At 42.0% G+C, this 16,784-nt stretch carries 15 protein-coding genes; 4 read left to right on the top strand and 11 right to left on the bottom strand.

Annotated elements, in window-relative coordinates; all coding sequences use genetic code 11:
* Positions 1–9 precede the first annotated feature (9 nt).
* Genes J0X13_RS01420 through J0X13_RS01410 form a run of 3 tightly spaced genes read right to left on the bottom strand, consistent with a single transcriptional unit; the run spans position 10 to position 5,464 of the window.
* Complete coding sequence (locus J0X13_RS01420) at positions 10–1,380, bottom strand: DUF4249 domain-containing protein (protein ID WP_207069704.1); 1,371 nt, start codon at positions 1,378–1,380, stop codon at positions 10–12.
* Positions 1,365–2,651: a DUF4249 domain-containing protein gene (locus J0X13_RS01415; protein ID WP_242535589.1), complete on the bottom strand. Its 1,287-nt coding sequence runs from the start codon at positions 2,649–2,651 to the stop codon at positions 1,365–1,367. Before J0X13_RS01415 ends, J0X13_RS01420 begins: the two co-directional genes overlap by 16 nt.
* A 41-nt stretch (positions 2,652–2,692) precedes the next feature.
* A complete protein-coding gene (locus J0X13_RS01410; RefSeq protein WP_242535588.1) occupies positions 2,693–5,464 on the bottom strand; it encodes a TonB-dependent receptor in 2,772 nt (923 codons plus the stop codon).
* A 210-nt stretch (positions 5,465–5,674) separates the two neighbouring features.
* On the opposite strand from J0X13_RS01410, the gene J0X13_RS01405 reads away from it, so the two are divergent.
* A complete protein-coding gene (locus tag J0X13_RS01405) occupies positions 5,675–7,282 on the top strand; it encodes an amidohydrolase family protein (RefSeq protein ID WP_207069701.1) in 1,608 nt (535 codons plus the stop codon).
* Positions 7,283–7,340: 58 nt separating this feature from the next.
* Here J0X13_RS01405 and J0X13_RS01400 read toward each other — a convergent pair whose 3' ends face one another.
* The 6 genes from J0X13_RS01400 to J0X13_RS01375 form a co-directional block, all read right to left on the bottom strand.
* Positions 7,341–7,952 (bottom strand): hypothetical protein, encoded by a 612-nt coding sequence (locus J0X13_RS01400; protein WP_207069700.1) that lies wholly within the window; start codon positions 7,950–7,952, stop codon positions 7,341–7,343.
* A gap of 165 nt (positions 7,953–8,117) precedes the next feature.
* On the bottom strand, positions 8,118–8,393 hold the full coding sequence (locus tag J0X13_RS01395) for an ATP-dependent Clp protease adaptor ClpS (protein ID WP_207030523.1): 276 nt from the start codon (positions 8,391–8,393) through the stop codon (positions 8,118–8,120).
* 22 nt (positions 8,394–8,415) lie between these two features.
* Complete coding sequence (prmA, locus tag J0X13_RS01390) at positions 8,416–9,249, bottom strand: 50S ribosomal protein L11 methyltransferase (RefSeq protein WP_207069699.1); 834 nt, start codon at positions 9,247–9,249, stop codon at positions 8,416–8,418.
* A 3-nt stretch (positions 9,250–9,252) separates the two neighbouring features.
* The gene (gene tpiA, locus J0X13_RS01385) at positions 9,253–10,002 is read right to left on the bottom strand and encodes a triose-phosphate isomerase (RefSeq protein WP_207069698.1); all 750 of its coding nucleotides are present in this window, start codon (positions 10,000–10,002) and stop codon (positions 9,253–9,255) included.
* Positions 10,003–10,032: 30 nt separating this feature from the next.
* Positions 10,033–11,127, bottom strand: a complete 1,095-nt coding sequence (locus J0X13_RS01380; protein ID WP_207069697.1) for a BT_3928 family protein — start codon at positions 11,125–11,127, stop codon at positions 10,033–10,035.
* Positions 11,124–11,666: a DUF1599 domain-containing protein gene (locus J0X13_RS01375; RefSeq protein ID WP_207030519.1), complete on the bottom strand. Its 543-nt coding sequence runs from the start codon at positions 11,664–11,666 to the stop codon at positions 11,124–11,126. The genes J0X13_RS01380 and J0X13_RS01375 overlap by 4 nt, the downstream gene beginning before the upstream one ends.
* Before the next feature lie 95 nt (positions 11,667–11,761).
* Here J0X13_RS01375 and folP point away from each other — a divergent pair, with 95 nt between their 5' ends.
* Genes folP through J0X13_RS01360 form a run of 3 tightly spaced genes read left to right on the top strand, consistent with a single transcriptional unit; the run spans position 11,762 to position 14,192 of the window.
* The gene (gene folP, locus J0X13_RS01370) at positions 11,762–12,595 is read left to right on the top strand and encodes a dihydropteroate synthase (protein WP_207069696.1); all 834 of its coding nucleotides are present in this window, start codon (positions 11,762–11,764) and stop codon (positions 12,593–12,595) included.
* Between the two features lie 44 nt (positions 12,596–12,639).
* Positions 12,640–13,428, top strand: coding sequence for a diadenylate cyclase CdaA (gene cdaA, locus J0X13_RS01365; protein ID WP_207030517.1), 789 nt, complete (start codon positions 12,640–12,642; stop codon positions 13,426–13,428).
* Complete coding sequence (locus J0X13_RS01360) at positions 13,425–14,192, top strand: DUF3667 domain-containing protein (RefSeq protein ID WP_207069695.1); 768 nt, start codon at positions 13,425–13,427, stop codon at positions 14,190–14,192. Before cdaA ends, J0X13_RS01360 begins: the two co-directional genes overlap by 4 nt.
* On the opposite strand, the gene J0X13_RS01355 is transcribed toward J0X13_RS01360, so the two are convergent.
* Complete coding sequence (locus J0X13_RS01355; RefSeq protein ID WP_207069694.1) at positions 14,189–15,961, bottom strand: ABC transporter ATP-binding protein; 1,773 nt, start codon at positions 15,959–15,961, stop codon at positions 14,189–14,191. The genes J0X13_RS01360 and J0X13_RS01355 overlap by 4 nt on opposite strands.
* The gene (gene truA / locus J0X13_RS01350) at positions 15,945–16,700 is read right to left on the bottom strand and encodes a tRNA pseudouridine(38-40) synthase TruA (RefSeq protein ID WP_207069693.1); all 756 of its coding nucleotides are present in this window, start codon (positions 16,698–16,700) and stop codon (positions 15,945–15,947) included. Before truA ends, J0X13_RS01355 begins: the two co-directional genes overlap by 17 nt.
* Positions 16,701–16,784 lie beyond the last annotated feature (84 nt).

Below are 16,784 nucleotides of genomic sequence, written 5' to 3'. Positions count from 1 at the left end.
GCTGTGTTTTTAATCGATCCAGAAATCGGGTTTTACGTTTGACCCTACCACATTGCAATCAGCACATATCGCAGGGACCACCAAATAAGGCCCTTCACATTCGCCAGGTGGATCATCATTATCGAGGTAGAATTCCACTAATCCTTGTTTTACTCGACCTATTAAACCACTTGAGCATTGGTCTTCTGGAGGGGTAGGTCCATCCCTTTCAGGATTACCAAGAATTGGGGCAATTGGATTTTCACAATTGATGGTTCCAAAATATGGCGGAAGTGGTTCATCAGGAAACAAATCCTCAAAATTGAAATACAGACGTTGACTTACCTCCGAACTCACATCAAAAAAACCAATAACAGGGGCATCGCCATCAATATGGTACACGTTTCCCTCCAAGCTACCAGGCTGCACCTGGCTAAATAGTGATTGGCTCTGAGAAAATGCTACCAGCTTCTCATAAAAATCGAATGCCGCTCTGGAAACGCCTCTCTGTTTGACCAATATACTGTACCTATGGGATATGATGGGATTGTCAGTGGCTATAAAACGTACCATGGTCCTTTCTGCCCTATTTCCGTTAAGCACGTTCCCATTCAACAAAACTTCTCCGGTAGAAAAATCCGTCCTATAGCACACACCCTCTTCCCTTGCCCTAGGAACCAATTGCACATCTGGATATAAAGTTTCCACTACATTCCCCAAATCATCATAAACGAATTCAGTTTGGTCACGTATAATTTCGAATTCATATGGAGTCCAATAAGGCGCTATAATCTTATAGGTCTCTTCGTAGGCATATCTGAACAATTTACTTCCATCGGTCGAAAAGGAAGCATCCACAAAAATACCAACACCATCAACCCCTGTATCACTGGTCATTCTTTCGGCATATATATTATCAATATTCGAAGTTTGGGGAAGCATCATGGGTTCAGAAGTATATTCTTCCCCATTTGCAGTGGACACATACAATTGGTACGAGCTATTTGGCATGGCCCTGAATGGAGTTATGGACTCGTATGTTCCATCTTCGGTTTCTTCAAATGGATACACCGTGCCATTATCCGTTCTAATTTCAACGTTTGCTCCATTTTCAAATTCAGGTTCAAGTCCGCGTTCAATTATAATGGGCGTGTGCACATTAAATAGACTTTGCTCTTCCACGTTCACAGTACTATCATTTTCCACGCGCTGCATTCGACTTAAGAATACTTTCTGAACAGCCGCTACATCTGTTATATTGGCCTCTACCACCAAAGTTCCAACCATGCTGGTGTCGGAAAATATGTCCGAAGTTGCATCAAAAGGCTCTACACAGGCATATACAGAGAAAATAAGTACCAAACCATATATGTATGTTCTGTAACTCATCCTTCTATCCAAAAATCCGGCACCTCTTTTTGTCCCAAAAGACAATCACCACAAATTCTAGGGACCACAATATAAGGACCCGGACAGGTGGCGGTAGGGACCGATCCCTCAGTGTAATATGCATAAAAACTTATAATACCTTGGTCCACACTCTCAATTATTGAAATAGGACATGGATTAGGCCCTGTTGGTCCTGAAAAACAATACGATATATGAGATTCTGGTGGACTTGATAAATTACAGTTAAAAGGAAAAGGGGGCAATTCCTCATCAGGGAAAAAATCCTCGTAATTAAAAAAGAGCCTTTGGTCCGACACCCCTACGGCTTCCACATAACCCAAAACATTTTCTGCACTTCCATCTTTTCTTTGCACATTGGCGTACAATGCCCCTGGTTGAATCTGGGAAAATATATCACCGGACTGGGAAAAACTATTTAGGGTCTCATAAAAAGAATAGGCATCGGCCGACTGTACTTGCTGCTGCACCAGAATGCTATATCGATGGGAAATAATAAAATTGTCCTTCCCTATGAACCGCACCATTTGCCTGCTTACATTGGAGTTTGATACACCCAATGCACTTCCCTGCACTATTTGATCGGATGCAACGGTATTAAAACATACGCTTTCCCCGGTTTTTTCGACCACTTCCAAATTATAGGTGGGTTCTGGAAGGGCACAAGGGTCATAATCAGTTAAAACGAACTCAAAATCACTGGTAAACGGCGGTATTATTTTATAAGTTTCCTCATAAACATACTTAAAAAATTGACTTTCCCCCTCCATTGGTTGGCTATCCACATAAATGGCCACTCCTTCCTCTCCATTATCATTAACAGCCTTTTCGGCGTAGATGTTGGTCAATTGAGAATTTCCCTGAACAGTTAATGGGTCCGATATGTATTCCACACCATTTCTTGTTGTAATATCCAAGGTATACCCAACACCCATTTCCAAAGCAAATGGTTGATTGGAAAGATAGACGCCCTCGTCACCTTCCGTAAATTGATACTCGGCACCATCGTCTCCCAGCACACGTACGGTGGCCCCTCCTTCCATATCCACAGAATCAAGGGTACGGCTTCCCAAAGGGATAAACGGGTTATAAACGGTATCGGTCTCCAGATCCAAGCGAAAACTACTTCGGCTTAAATATACCTTCTGGGTAATCATCTCATCTGTAAGAACGGCCTCCACAACCAAGGCAGCGGATTGCTCATCTTGGTTGAGTGTTTCTATTTCCAATTCATCCAGACATGCTCCAAGTAATGTAAGGAGCATGATAGCCAAAATTATTCGATATAAGCCTCCTTTACAATTCATCAAAACTTGAAATTATAGGTTATGGAAGGAATTGGAACTCCAAATATCGAGCTTTGCAATGCTTTAACTTCACCATCTTCCGTTACAAAAAAGACAGAATATGGGTTGTTCCTGCCCAACACATTGTACACCTGAATGGTGATAAAACTATGCGCTAGTTTGTTCTTTTTGTGGTTCCCTTCGATATTGATTCCTAAATCCAATCGATAGTAGTCGGGTATCCTGAATTTGTTCCGGTCACTGAAGGTTACATAATCCGCATTATTGAACCTAAAGGTCCCCACGGGATAGGTAATGGGCCTTCCCGTCTGATAAACAAAGTTCATGGACACACTATATCGTCTTGTAAACTTGTAATTCGCAATAACACTTAGGTCATGGGGCTTATCAAAATTAGATGGAAAAAACTCCCCGTTATTGATACGTTCCTCACTGGTATCGCCATCAAATCTATACTTAGAACGAGAATAGGTATAGCTCAACCAGCCGTTGAAGTCGCCCCTGTTCTTCTTCAATAAGAATTCAACGCCATAGGCTTTACCTTCTCCTTGGAGCACTTCGGTCTCCACATTTTCATTGAGCAAAAGGTCCGCCCCTGTTTTAAAATCAAGTACATCATCCATTTGTTTATAGTACCCTTCCAAACTCAACTCATACATATTGTCATTGAGATTTTTGAAAAAACCAAAAGTGGCCTGATATCCTTTTTGGGGCTTAATGTTCAAATCCGATAATTTCCAGGTATCTATGGGGGACACCGTGGTATTATTGGAGAGCGTGTGGATAAATTGATATGAGTTGTTGAAGCTGGCTTTGACCGAGAAATCGGGGGTGAACAAATACCTTGCCGATACCCTGGCTTCTGGACCACCATATGTTTTAATAAACTCACCGCTGTCGTAACTTATAGTATCTTGAACGGTGGATTCACTCCGTGGTGCACCTTCTTGGTAGGTATTTTGTGTTGCCTCTCCCATGGCCGCATAAAAAGCATATCGTGCCCCAACATTTAAAAGCAACTTTTCCGATACCTTAAATTCATCACCTATAAAGAGGGCACCCTCCAACGCCTGTTCTTTATCAATGGAAATGCGTTCCACGTTGGAGTTGGGACCTTTAGGCTCAACATTTCCCGGTTCCACTCCGTAATATTTTGCCGATAGACCATAATCCAGAGTGTGCGTCTCATTTAATCGAGTGTTCAATTTATAGCGCAACTCCGATTCATTTATGGTGTAATCCAATTCGAAATTACTGTTGCCCTCACCTTCATAATCAATACCAAAATTATAGTTACTGTTGCTTGCCGTAAGCACTCCGGTACTTTTCTCGTTAAGCTTGTGGGCCCACCGAACAGAACCCAATCTGTTACTGTAATTGTAAAGCGAGTCCGAGGTTATACTAAAATTATCCTTGCTGTAATAGGCAGTTCCCCTGATTTCACTGTTCTCGCTGAACTTATGATGGTATTTTATGATACCATCAAAAAAGGAAGCCTCGCTATTGTTCAAGGACTCTTCATCCAATGCTTTTAAAATCCAATCGGCATAAGCTCCACGGGCACCTACAACTAAGGAAGAGGTATCCTTTTTTATCGGAAACTCCAAGGCCAAGTTGCCTGTGACCGGACCAATGGAACCTTCACCCGAAATTTTTTCCGTATCCCCGTTTTTGGTCTCGATATCCAGTACTGAAGAAAGCCGTCCGCCAAATTCCACTGGAGGTGCTCCTTTATAAATATTCACTTTTTCTGTGGTAAACGGGTTCAAGGCTTGAAAAATTCCAAAGAAATGCGTTGGATTGTAAATAACCGCATCGTCCAACAGCACCAAGTTTTGATCGGTTTTACCCCCACGTACATTTAGTCCTGTAGCACCTTCACCTGCCGAAGAAATTCCTGGAAGTGCTTTGGCCACTTCTAAAATATTTCGTTCACCGAGTACCAACGGAATATCCTTGGATTCCTCGGAACTTATCTCTTCACTCCCCGAAACGGCATCTTCCACATTGCTTACGGCATCCGCCTCGACCACAACCTCTTGCAATTGCTCCAAACTCTCTTGCAGTTGAAGGTCCAAGGTGCCATTGTTGTACATTATAATTTCACGTTCCGAATCTCGAATCCCCATAGCACTGGTTGATATCAAATTATAGCCAGCTGGAAGAACGAGCTCATACTCCCCTTGCTCATTGGTTACCGCAACACGACCGCTTCCTCGCACCCTTATGGCCAAATCTGGAATTGGCGCACCCGTTTGGGCATTAATTACCTTTCCCGACAATTGATAGGTTGACTTTAAATTCTGTTCATCGGCCCTACCGATGCGCACAACAGGCAATTTTTGTGCTGTTTGAGACACTTCATCATTATAAAATGTAGGCGGGGGAAGATTACCCCTACTTTCCGAGGCAATCTGGACACTGGCCATTGAATCATTTTGTTGATAGAAGCTCGGGGGCAATTGATCATAAACCACTGTATTCTGCAATAAAAACACGCGTTTTTCCTCCTCCAATAGGTAAAAGTTCAATGTTGTGCCCGATAGAATTGTATCAAGGATTTCGGAAATCGATGCATCCACAAAGTTTTCTTTTATCTCTAGATCTTCAATCCAATCATCGAGGTAGAAAAAGGTATAATTGGATTTGTCCTCCAATTCGGCAAAGAATTCGGAAGGTGTTTTTGAATCACCCGAAATAGTAATGGATGTATTTTGTGAGAACGTCAATTGTACCATCAAAAAAATGGTCAATAAACTTCCTTTTTTCAAAAAAAAAGAATGAGGTCTAAGAAAAAGTGTCAATGGTTTGTTGAATTAGCATACGTCAATTTAACAAAATTTCAATAGGTTGCTTAAATTAGCTCATTAAATCTTTATTCTTTTCAGTCTAAATTCAAAAAACATTAAATTTTCATCAATAAGAATGTTAGATTGCCACGAGAATTATATTTGATTAAAAAAAACAACTAAGCCAATCATATGAAGACATTTACAACCAAAACTTTATTCATTGTCTGTTTAGTGTTGGGATTCTATTCCAATGCCCAAATCGAAAAAGCCCCACCTAGAGCGGAAGGCGAAGGCCCATGGTCACAATTGATCATTCGAGGTGTTACGGTTATTGACGGTACACTGTCCCCACCTATCGGCCCAGTGGATATTGTAGTGGAGAACAACCGAATCGCATCGGTGCAAGTAGTAGGTTTCCCGGGAATGGACATTAACCCCGACCGAAGACCTCAACTAAAACCAGGTGGAAAGGAGCTCAATGCCGAGGGAATGTATTTAATGCCGGGATTTGTGGATACGCACGCACACATCGGTGGCAGCTCACAAGGAACTCCTGCGGAATATGTTTTTAAATTATGGATGGGACACGGCATTACCACTATTTGCGATCCAGGATCAGGAAACGGAATTGATTGGGTACTTGACCAAAAGAAAAAAAGTGCCAAAAACGAAATTACCGCCCCAAGAATTCAAGCATACAATTGGTTTGGAAACAGTTTGAACGGTGAGCGCCGCCGTGCGGACATCACAACTCCTGAAGCTGCCCGCGAATGGGTACGTGCCAACGCTAAAAAAGGTGCCGACGGTATTAAATTTGGAGGAGGCCTGCCAGAAGTGATGACAGCCGCATTGGACGAGAACAAAAAATTGGGATTGCGATCCAAGACACACCACGCTCAGTTGTACGTAGGCAGATGGAACGTACTGAACAGTGCAAGAGCTGGGCTAACCTCCATGGAACATTGGTACGGTTTGCCCGAAGCCATGTTCGATGACAAAACAGTTCAGAACTATTCTTTGGATTACAATTACCAAAACGAACAAGATCGTTTTGGTGAAGCCGGTCAACTGTGGGCACAAGCCGCAAAACCTTTTTCCGATAAATGGAATGCAGTTATGGAGGAACTGATTTCCTTGGATTTTTCCATCTCCCCTACCATGGTCATATACGAAGCCAACAGGGACCTGCAAAGAGCCAGACGCGCCGAATGGCATGAAGAATACACACTGCCCTCCCTTTGGGAGTTTTATGCTCCCAGCAGACAGTCCCATGGTTCTTACTGGCATTATTGGGGAACGGAACAAGAAATAAACTGGAAAGAAAATTATAGGCTTTGGATGACCTTTTTGAACGAGTACAAGAACAGAGGTGGAAGGGTCACCATTGGTACCGACGCCGGGTTTATTTATCAACTATACGGATTCGCTTACCCCAGGGAGCTTGAACTCATGCGCGAAGCAGGGTTTCATCCGCTAGAAGTAATCAAAGCAGCTACCCTGAACGGAGCTGAAGCCCTTGGATTGGACGATGAAATTGGAACCATTAAAGTGGGGAAATTGGCGGACTTTGTAATTACCGAGGAAAATCCGTTGGAAAACTTTAAATCCCTTTACGGTACCGGTGCAATTCAACTACAGGAAGACAATACCATTGAACGTGTAGGGGGCGTAAAGTACACCATAAAGGATGGTATTATTTATGATGCCAAAAAGCTATTGGAAGATGTAAGGAAAATTGTGGAGGAAGCCAAGGCTGAATCCAATTATAAAATAGTTCAGCCAGGGATGAAGCCTTAGCCGAACATTACGTTTTCCGCAAACAAAAAAGGCTGCAAATTAAAGGTTGCAGCTTTTTTTATAGCTTCTTGTTTTCCAAAGAATCCAGTATCCGCTGGGTTTCCTTTAGTTCTAGCTGAAGTTTCTCGTTCTCTAAAATATATTGCTCCCGTAGTTGGTCCATTTTACGTTCAAACTCATCGGCAGGAACATATTCCGGTTCAAACAATGTTTCTTTAAAAATACTGACCACGGTAAACAAAAAACTTATGGCCACCGCCGTAATTAAACCAATAAGCAATGTCTTTTCCCGTTTCAAAGTTGGTGCGCTTTTTTTAAGGCGCCTCTTTTCATCCTTGGAGAGTTTTGGGGTATTGGACAATTGTCCCAAAAACGTATCCCATTTTTCCTCTTCTTTTACATAAAGATTCATAAACCCTCCCTCATTCAAAAAATCTTCTGTACTTGGTGTGGATGCCAACATAAATATGTCCATTCCATTGCCGCTCATTACATCCAATAAATCCGGGTCGTACGTTTGGATTTCCTTAACCAGTTTCTGAACGTATTCCAGACTGTAATTGGGCCTCAAAAATTCGTCGTAAAGAGTTTGGATTTCAAAATAGTCACTTCGCTCCAGAGCATATTCCAAAAAACGATCTTTTAGTTCAGCCTTAAAAAATTCACTCATTTTTCAGAATGGGTGGTTAGTGTTTTTTTGATTATTGTGGCTAAATGTAAAGAAATGGGACGGTAAGCTACTCTAAGTCAGGGTAAAGAATTCATCAACTTTTTGTTTTGAAGTATCATTCAAAATTCAATTATTCTAAAATTAACAAAATACACAACGATGGCTTCAAACAATCTCAGCGCTCAAGCCAGCCTGTAACAGCTTGCTGCATTTGGGTTTTAGAAAAGAGTACTCCCCGGTTTTTACCGTACATTTTCCTTTGTAATGTACGATCAAGGAACATTGTTCTGCCTGTTCAGGGGTGTGCTCGCATACTTTTATAAGGGTTTCTATGACGTGATCAAAAGTGTTTACATCGTCATTAAAAAGAACTATCTCATGTTCATTAGTGATTTCTTCCTCCAGAAGGACATCTTCCAACTCTTTTTCTCTAGTACCCATAGCTAACGAAGTTTACTACTTTCTAATTTACATATTTTGCTGCAACCCAGTTATTCTTCTCCAGATTTTTTTCAAATTCCAAACCGTAGGCACCACATTTTGAAGAAATTGCATCTAAATCCCTCAAATAGAAGCCACTTAAAAATAGTGTCCCTCCCTTATTAAGGCAATCTGCATAAACAGGAATGTCCTCCAATAAGATATTTCTGTTGATATTGGCCAGAATAACATCAAACTTTTTGCCTTTGAGCAAACTACTGTCACCTTGAAAGGCTTTAATATCGGAACAGTCGTTTCGTTCCACATTTTCCTGGGTATTTAGAAAGCACCATTCATCAATATCTATGGCTTCCGTATCAGCAGCTCCTCTCTTTTTGGCCAAAATGGCCAAAACGCCGGTCCCGCACCCCATATCCAGGACCGATTTTCCTTCGAAATCATTATCCAGAATATGCTGTAGCATCATATGCGTAGTTTCGTGATGGCCCGTTCCAAAACTCATTTTGGGCTCTATCACAATATCGTACTCCACCTCATCAGCTTCATGAAAGGGCGCACGCACCATACAACGGTCGCCCACCTTTATCGGATGGAAGTTTTTCTCCCACTCGGCATTCCAATTCTGCTGTTCAATTTCCTTGCTGGTCCAACTGATTTCAAAATTTGGATTCTGAGTAACAAAAAGTTTCTCCAATACATCTTCCTGCCATTCGGATTTGAGAATGTAGGCCAAAAGACCGGTTTCGTTTTCCACAAAGCTTTCAAATCCCAATTCCCCCAACTCCGCAATCAAAATATCGGTTGCAGGTTGGAGGGGACTTACTTTAAAATCGTATTCGAGGTAAACCAAGGACATTTTTTAAATCGCCTTGATGATATCCGTGAAATCTTCCGCCTTTAATGAAGCACCCCCGATCAAACCTCCATCAACATCAGGTTTGGAAAATATTTCAGCTGCATTGGCAGGTTTTACACTTCCTCCGTATAGGATGGATACATCCTCGGCTATGGACGCATTGAATCCATCTGCAATGGTTTTTCTGATGAACGCATGCATTTCCTGGGCTTGCTCCGGACTTGCAGTTTCGCCGGTACCAATGGCCCAAACAGGTTCATAAGCAAGTACTATTTTACTCCAAGCGCCGGCATCAAGGTCGAACAAGGCATTCTTTAATTGGTTTTCCACTACGGCAAAGTGGTTATCGGATTTTCTATCTTCCAATTCTTCACCAAAGCAGAAAATCACCTTCAAATCCTTATCAATAGCGGTTTTCACCTTTTTGGCCAATAATTCATCGTCTTCACCAAAGTAGGCACGTCTTTCGGAGTGACCTAAGATCACAACATCCACACCCAAGCTTAGCAGCATATCAGCAGAAATCTCACCTGTGTAGGCTCCGCTTTCGGCAAAGTGCATGTTCTGGGCCGCAACCTGTATTTTGGAATCCTGAAGTGCTTGCTTTGCGGCTTGAAGGTTTACAAACGTTGGCGCTACAATTACATCGGCATCGGTATCGGGTAGTTTAGCGGAAAGCTCGGCCAACAACTCTTCTGTTTCCTGAAGGTTCTTGTTCATTTTCCAGTTTCCTGCTACAATCTTTGTTCTCATGTTATTTTGGTTTTTTCTTTAGTGTTATGATTAGAAAGTAAGTTCGTCAAAATCGTTGTAATGGACCTTTTGCTGAATAGTTCCTTTGCTGAGCACCAAAATAGCGGGATTGGAACGCACAATGGTTTTCAAAGTGGTCTCATCTGTAAAAAAGAATTTAAAATCAAGCCCATAGGTATCGATTATCTGATTGACCATATCGCTGCTCGAAGCGGACATGCCAATGACCTTATAGCCATTTTGTTTAGCTTTTGCTGTAACCTCGGCAACTCCCTCAAAGGCATCAAGGTTACTTTTTGCTATATCGTATGCAATCACCATCACCAGTTTATCCACTTCTAGTAGTTCGCCAGCATAATCCTGTCCTTCTTGCTCAATGGTAAAATCATGAATCGGCGGCTCATATCCTGCTTGGATCTCTGTGGTTTCCACATCGACAAACTCCCCATCCACCGAGGGGTAATCACCATCAGTAACATAAATTTGATCCTCCCCGTTCACCTTAAAACGCCATGCATACTCATAAATGGGTTTTGGGGCATCTTCGGGAACGGACATCCCTTCTTGAATGTTTGCTCCGATTTTATAGGGCCTGAAATCCACCGAAGGTAAATGGGCCAATACGTGATTGGCGAACAAAATACACGCCAACAAAGCCACTCCACCAACAATCCAATTGGTCTTGGGGTTGAACAAGGGTGTAATATATTTTCTACCGAAAAATAGGATCAAAATAAATACCAGCAGAATTACATCTTTGGTAAAGGATTCCCACGGCGTTAGTTTAATGGCATCACCAAAGCACCCACAATCGGTCACTTTATTAAAATAGGCAGAATAGAACGTGAGGAATGTAAAGAAGACGATCATTAACAAAAGACTCCACACGGTAAATTTGGGTTTAAAGCCCAACAGCAGTAAAACGCCCAAAATTACCTCAACAATGACCACAAAAATGGAGATGCTCAATGCCAATGGGGTTAAAAAAGGTAAATCCAATACCCCTGGACTAAAATATTCCTCCAATTTAAAGGAGAAACCCATGGGGTCATTCAACTTGATCAGTCCACTGATAATGAACAACACCCCTACTATAATTCTTGATATCCAGACCAAATATTTCATTCTTCTTCGTTTAAATGAATCAATGCGAAAACCGCATAATTAACCATATCTTGATAGTTTGCATCCACGCCTTCGCTCACCAAAGTCGTCCCTTGATTGTCTTCAATCTGTTTTACCCGGAGTAATTTTTGCAAAATCAAATCCGTGAGTGAACTTACCCGCATATCTCGCCACGCTTCGCCATAATCATGGTTTTTGTCCTCCATCAATTTTTTGGTGATAGCGACTTCCTCATCATATAGTGCAATGGCCTCTTCTGCGGTAAGGTCCGGTTGTTCCACCACTCCCTTTTTGATCTGTATGAGAGCCATAATGGAATAGTTGATGATTCCGATAAATTCGGAACGCTCATCCTCGTCCACTTTGCGCACATCGTTTTGTTGAAGACCGCGAATCCGCTGTGCCTTTATAAAAATCTGATCCGTTAAGGAAGGTAACCTAAGGATTCGCCAAGCGGTACCATAATCCTTGGCCTTTTTTGAAAACAATTCACGACAGGTTTGTATTACCGCATCGTATTGTTGGGAAGTCTGCTGCATGTATTGTTGCTAATTTGCGTAAATTTCGTCCAACTTATCTGTGCCCACAAGCACTTTGCCAAAGATAATGAAACCCAACAAAGCATATATTTTTTATGACCATAAACTGCAAAGGTGAACTTGTAGACCTAAAAACCCCCAAGGTAATGGGTATACTCAACCTTACACCCGATTCTTTTTTCGATGGTGGAAAGTACAAGGACGAAGCTTCCATCCTCAACCAAGTTGAATATATGCTCAAAAATGGGGCTGCTTTTATAGATATGGGCGCCTACAGTTCCCGACCTGGTGCAGAGCACGTTCCGGAAGAAGAAGAGTTGAAACGGATGGTTCCCGTTATTGAACTTATATTAAAAAAATTTCCGGATACCATTATTTCCGTAGATACATTTCGAAGTAAAGTTGCTGCGGAAAGTATTGAACATGGCGCGGCCATCATCAACGATATTGCAGCAGGAAATCTGGATCAAGTGATGTTTGACACCATTGCCGAATATCAAGTGCCGTACATTATGATGCATATGAAAGGTACCCCGCAATCCATGCAAAAAGAAGCAACTTACGACGACTTGATCAATGATATCAGGTTTTACTTTTCTGAAAAAGTAAAAGAGACCACGGCAAAAAAAATCAACGATATCATTATAGATCCGGGCTTTGGATTCGCCAAGACAACGGCACAAAACTATACGCTGCTCAACCACCTGGATATTTTCCAAACCTTTGGTTTGCCCATTTTAATAGGCTTGAGCCGAAAATCGATGGTTTATAAAGTTTTGGAATCATCACCAAAAGAGGCCTTGAACGGCACCACGGCCTTGCACACCATCGCTCTTTTAAAAGGTGCAAATATTATTAGGGCGCATGATGTAAAAGAAGCCGTGGAATGTGTTAAACTTGTAGAGGCCTTAAAAGAGAATGCGCTCTAATTTGAGGTTCTTCTATTTTTGCTAATTTTACAAAAACGCTGCGGTTGGATTTTCTAAATTTTCTAGACTTTAAGATTACGGATGTCATCGACATTGTCCTTGTGGCCGCATTGCTCTATTATATTTACAAATTGGTCAAGGGTACCGTTGCCATCAATATTTTTATCGGGATAGTAATCGTTTGGGCCCTATGGAAACTTACCGAATTGCTTCAGATGAAAATGATCAGTAGCATGGTCGGTGGTTTCATGAACATTGGCCTTATTGCCCTCATCATTGTGTTCCAACAGGAAATCCGAAAGTTTTTGTTAATGATCGGGTCTACCAATTTTGCTTCGAAACGTAATATTTTCAAGCATTTTAAATTTCTAAAACAGGAGGCAATTTCCACCAAAACGGATGTAGAGGCCATTGTAGGTGCTTGCGAACGGATGGGAACTTCAAAAACGGGAGCCCTTATTGTTATCGAGCGCAACAATTCCATGGATTTTGTAAAATCTACAGGGGATGCCATGAACATAAAGGTGACCCAACCCATCTTGGAAAGTATCTTTTTCAAGAATAGCCCCTTGCATGACGGAGCCATTGTGATCCAAGATAATTTTATTACCGCAACGCGGGTAATCCTTCCCGTTTCCAATGATCGTAACATCCCCCTTCGTTTTGGGTTGCGACATAGGGCGGCCGTGGGAATCACAGAAAAAACCGATGCACTGTGTTTAGTGGTCAGTGAGGAGACGGGCTCTATATCCTATATTAAAAACGGTGAGTTTGTTCCCTTCAAAGCGAGGGAAGAATTGATAAAGCGAATCAAAAAGGATTTGGAGCAATGATCTGCAAGAATTGCGATAACGACCTGAGAACAGATTTTAGTTATTGCCCAACTTGTGGAGCAAAAGTAATTCGCCATAGATTGACCTTTAAGAATGTCTGGGAAGACATCAGTTTTCAAATCTTCAACCTCGACAACACACTGTTTAAAACAATAAAACATTTATTTACCCGACCCGATGAAGTAATCAATAGTTATATCAGCGGTGCCAGAAAACGATATATGAACCCGATCAGCTTTTTTGCCATTGGGGTTACGCTTTCCGGAATCCTGTTTTATGTTTTAAGAAATGTTTACCATATACATCTCACCCAAAACAGTCTGAACAACCAAAAAACACCCGACCTGGATTTTGTTTTTGACTACCAAGGTCTGATGTCTTACCTGATCATACCAATTTACGCCATGTTCACATGGCTCCTGTTCCTGGACAAGAAAAAACTGAACTACACGGAACACTTGGTGGCAAATGCCTTTATTTTCGGGCAAGTATCCTTTGTTCAAGTATTATCAGGACTTCTTATTTTCGGATTTTTTAATGTTCGCTATGACCTGTTCAATTATATCTTCCTGCTGATTGTGGTACTTTATCAGTTCTATGTCTTCAGTAAGGTCCACCATACAGAACCGGTAAGTACGTTGCTTAGGGCACTGGCCTATATGGTGATGCTTATCATCCTTATGATAGGAATTGGCATACTCATATTCCTGATCGGTTATCTAACTGGGAACATAAACCTTGAAGATTTTAAACCACCAAATTAGGCAACTTCTTCCGCCAAGAACTGGGCATTGTACAAATCGTTGTAGTAGCCGCCTTTTTGTAAAAGCTCTTTGTGGGTCCCAATTTCAATGATCTTGCCTGCATCCATCACAATGATCTTATCCGCTTTTTTGATGGTCGCCAAACGGTGAGCGATAATAATGGAAGTCCTGCCTTCGGTAATCTTGTCCGTGGCTTGTTGGATCAATTGCTCGGAATACGTATCCACAGAAGATGTGGCCTCATCCAAAATCAGGATACTTGGATTGCTTACGTAGGCGCGCAAGAAGGCAATTAATTGACGTTGGCCGCTGGATAACATGGTTCCACGCTCCTTCACATTGTATTGGTAACCACCCGGAAGACTGGAAATAAACTCATGCACCCCAATTTGCTTGGCAGCAACCTCTATCTCTTCCTCGGTAATGGATTCATCCCGCAGGGAAATGTTATGCGCAATGGTATCGGCAAACAAGAAAACATCTTGCAACACTATGGCAATATGTGAACGTAACGAACGTAGGGTGTAATCTTCCAAGCAGACATCGTCCACCAAGATTTTACCAGAGTTGATTTCGTAGAATCGGTTGAGCAAATTAATAATAGTGGATTTTCCCGCTCCGGTGGCACCTACAATGGCCACGGTTTCACCAGCCTTTACATTAAACGATATACCGTGCAACACCTCTTCATCGGGTACATAGCCAAAGTGTACATCCTTAAACTCGATATCCCCCTTTACATCTTTCTTCTCTACGGTACCCTTATCATCAATATGGCTATCGGTATCCAAAATTTTGAATACTCGATTGGCAGCTACCATTCCCATTTGAAGGGTATTGAACTTATCGGCGATTTGACGTAGCGGGCGGAACAATAGATCCATCAAGAAAAAGAAGGCCACAATAGCCCCTTTGTTGTCCATCCCAACATTTTCAATGTTTTGAATCACCCCAAAATATACCACCAAACCAATACCAATGGAGTTGGAAATTTCGGCCACAGGGAAAAATATGGAGTTGTACCAAACCGTCTTCAACCAAGCGTTCTGATGCTTTTCGTTGATGACACGGAACTTTTCCTTTTCGATCTCCTCGCGGTTGAACAGTTGAACGATCTTCATCCCGGCAATACGTTCCTGTACAAAAGAGTTAAGATTGGACACTTGTGCCCTTACCTCGATGAAAGCCACTTTCATGGCTTGCTGGAAGAGACGCGTAGCTATCAAAATAACTGGGAGGATGGCAAAGACAATCAGCGCCAATTTCCAGTTGATAACCACCATAATTATGGCTGCGGACAACATTTTTAGGGCATCGGCCACAATCATAAAAAAGCCCTGACTGAAAATTTCGCCAATACGTTGCATATCCGCTACCGCTCTTGTCACCAGCACCCCTATAGAAGAGTTGTCGAAGTAGGTCATTTTAAAGCTGGTCATCTTTTCAAAAAGGTCGATCCGGATATCCCGGATCACCGACTCGCCCAATAGGTTTGCAAAATAATTGAACAATAACTGCGTGGTTACCTGACCGAGCAGAAAGGCCAACATGAATAAAACATTGTTGAGCAATTGACCTGCATCCTTGTTTTCCAACGATTCATTGATGATGGTTTTTACCAACAATGGTATTCCGATGGCAAATCCTGCGGACAAAATGGCCACAATGGCCACTAACCAAAAAATCCCCCTATAGGGCCTGGTACGTGAAAAAACCCGCTTGAACAGTCTAAAATCAAACGCTTTTCCTACATCATCCTTTTTGCTCATCAAAAATTTCTTTTGGATATGAAACCTTGGTCAAATATAATCCTTTTGCGGGGACGGAGACGCCTGCCTCTCCCCTATCTTTACTTGCAATAATTTGATGGATGCGTTCTGGAGCCATTTTCCCCATGCCCACATCCAACAATGTACCTACCACCGCGCGGACCATATTTCGTAAAAAACGGTCGGCGGTAATGGTGAACACCCATTTCTCCTTACCAACGGTCCAAAATGCCTCGCGGACATCGCAATCAAATGTTTTTACATCGGTATTGGATTTGGAAAAACATTCAAAGTCGGTGTAGTCCAACAACATTTTAGCCGCTTTGTTCATGGAATCCACATCCAAAGGATGTTTTACAAAATGGGCATGATCAAACAAAAAAGGGTCCTTTTCCTTAACCAACCAATATTCGTACGTACGTTCCACCGCATCAAAACGGGCATGGGCATCTTGTGCAACTGGAATAATTGCCTGTACGGCAATATCATCGGGCAAAAAGGCATTTAATCTGTACACCAGCTCATCAATATCCGAAATGGCATCAACATCAAAATGACAGAACATTTGTTTGGCGTGTACCCCTGAATCCGTCCTTCCAGCACCTACAACTTCGACCTTTGCACGGAGCAATGTGGACAAGGCCTTTTCCAAAACCTCTTGCACGGTGATGGCGTTGGGTTGGTTCTGCCATCCGTGGTATGCCTTACCGAAATAAGAAAATTGGATAAAATATCTCAACGGGATCCCTTACTTTTAAGTCGATAAAGATAATTCAATCCTTTCCAACACAAATCCAACGGATAGTTTTTAGCATATTTTTAG

Source organism: [Muricauda] lutisoli (nom. illeg.) (assembly GCF_017313105.1).
GTDB lineage: Bacteria > Bacteroidota > Bacteroidia > Flavobacteriales > Flavobacteriaceae > Flagellimonas > Flagellimonas lutisoli.
Note: the sequence above shows the minus strand (reverse complement) of the source record. Positions and strands in the feature narration are given on the sequence as shown.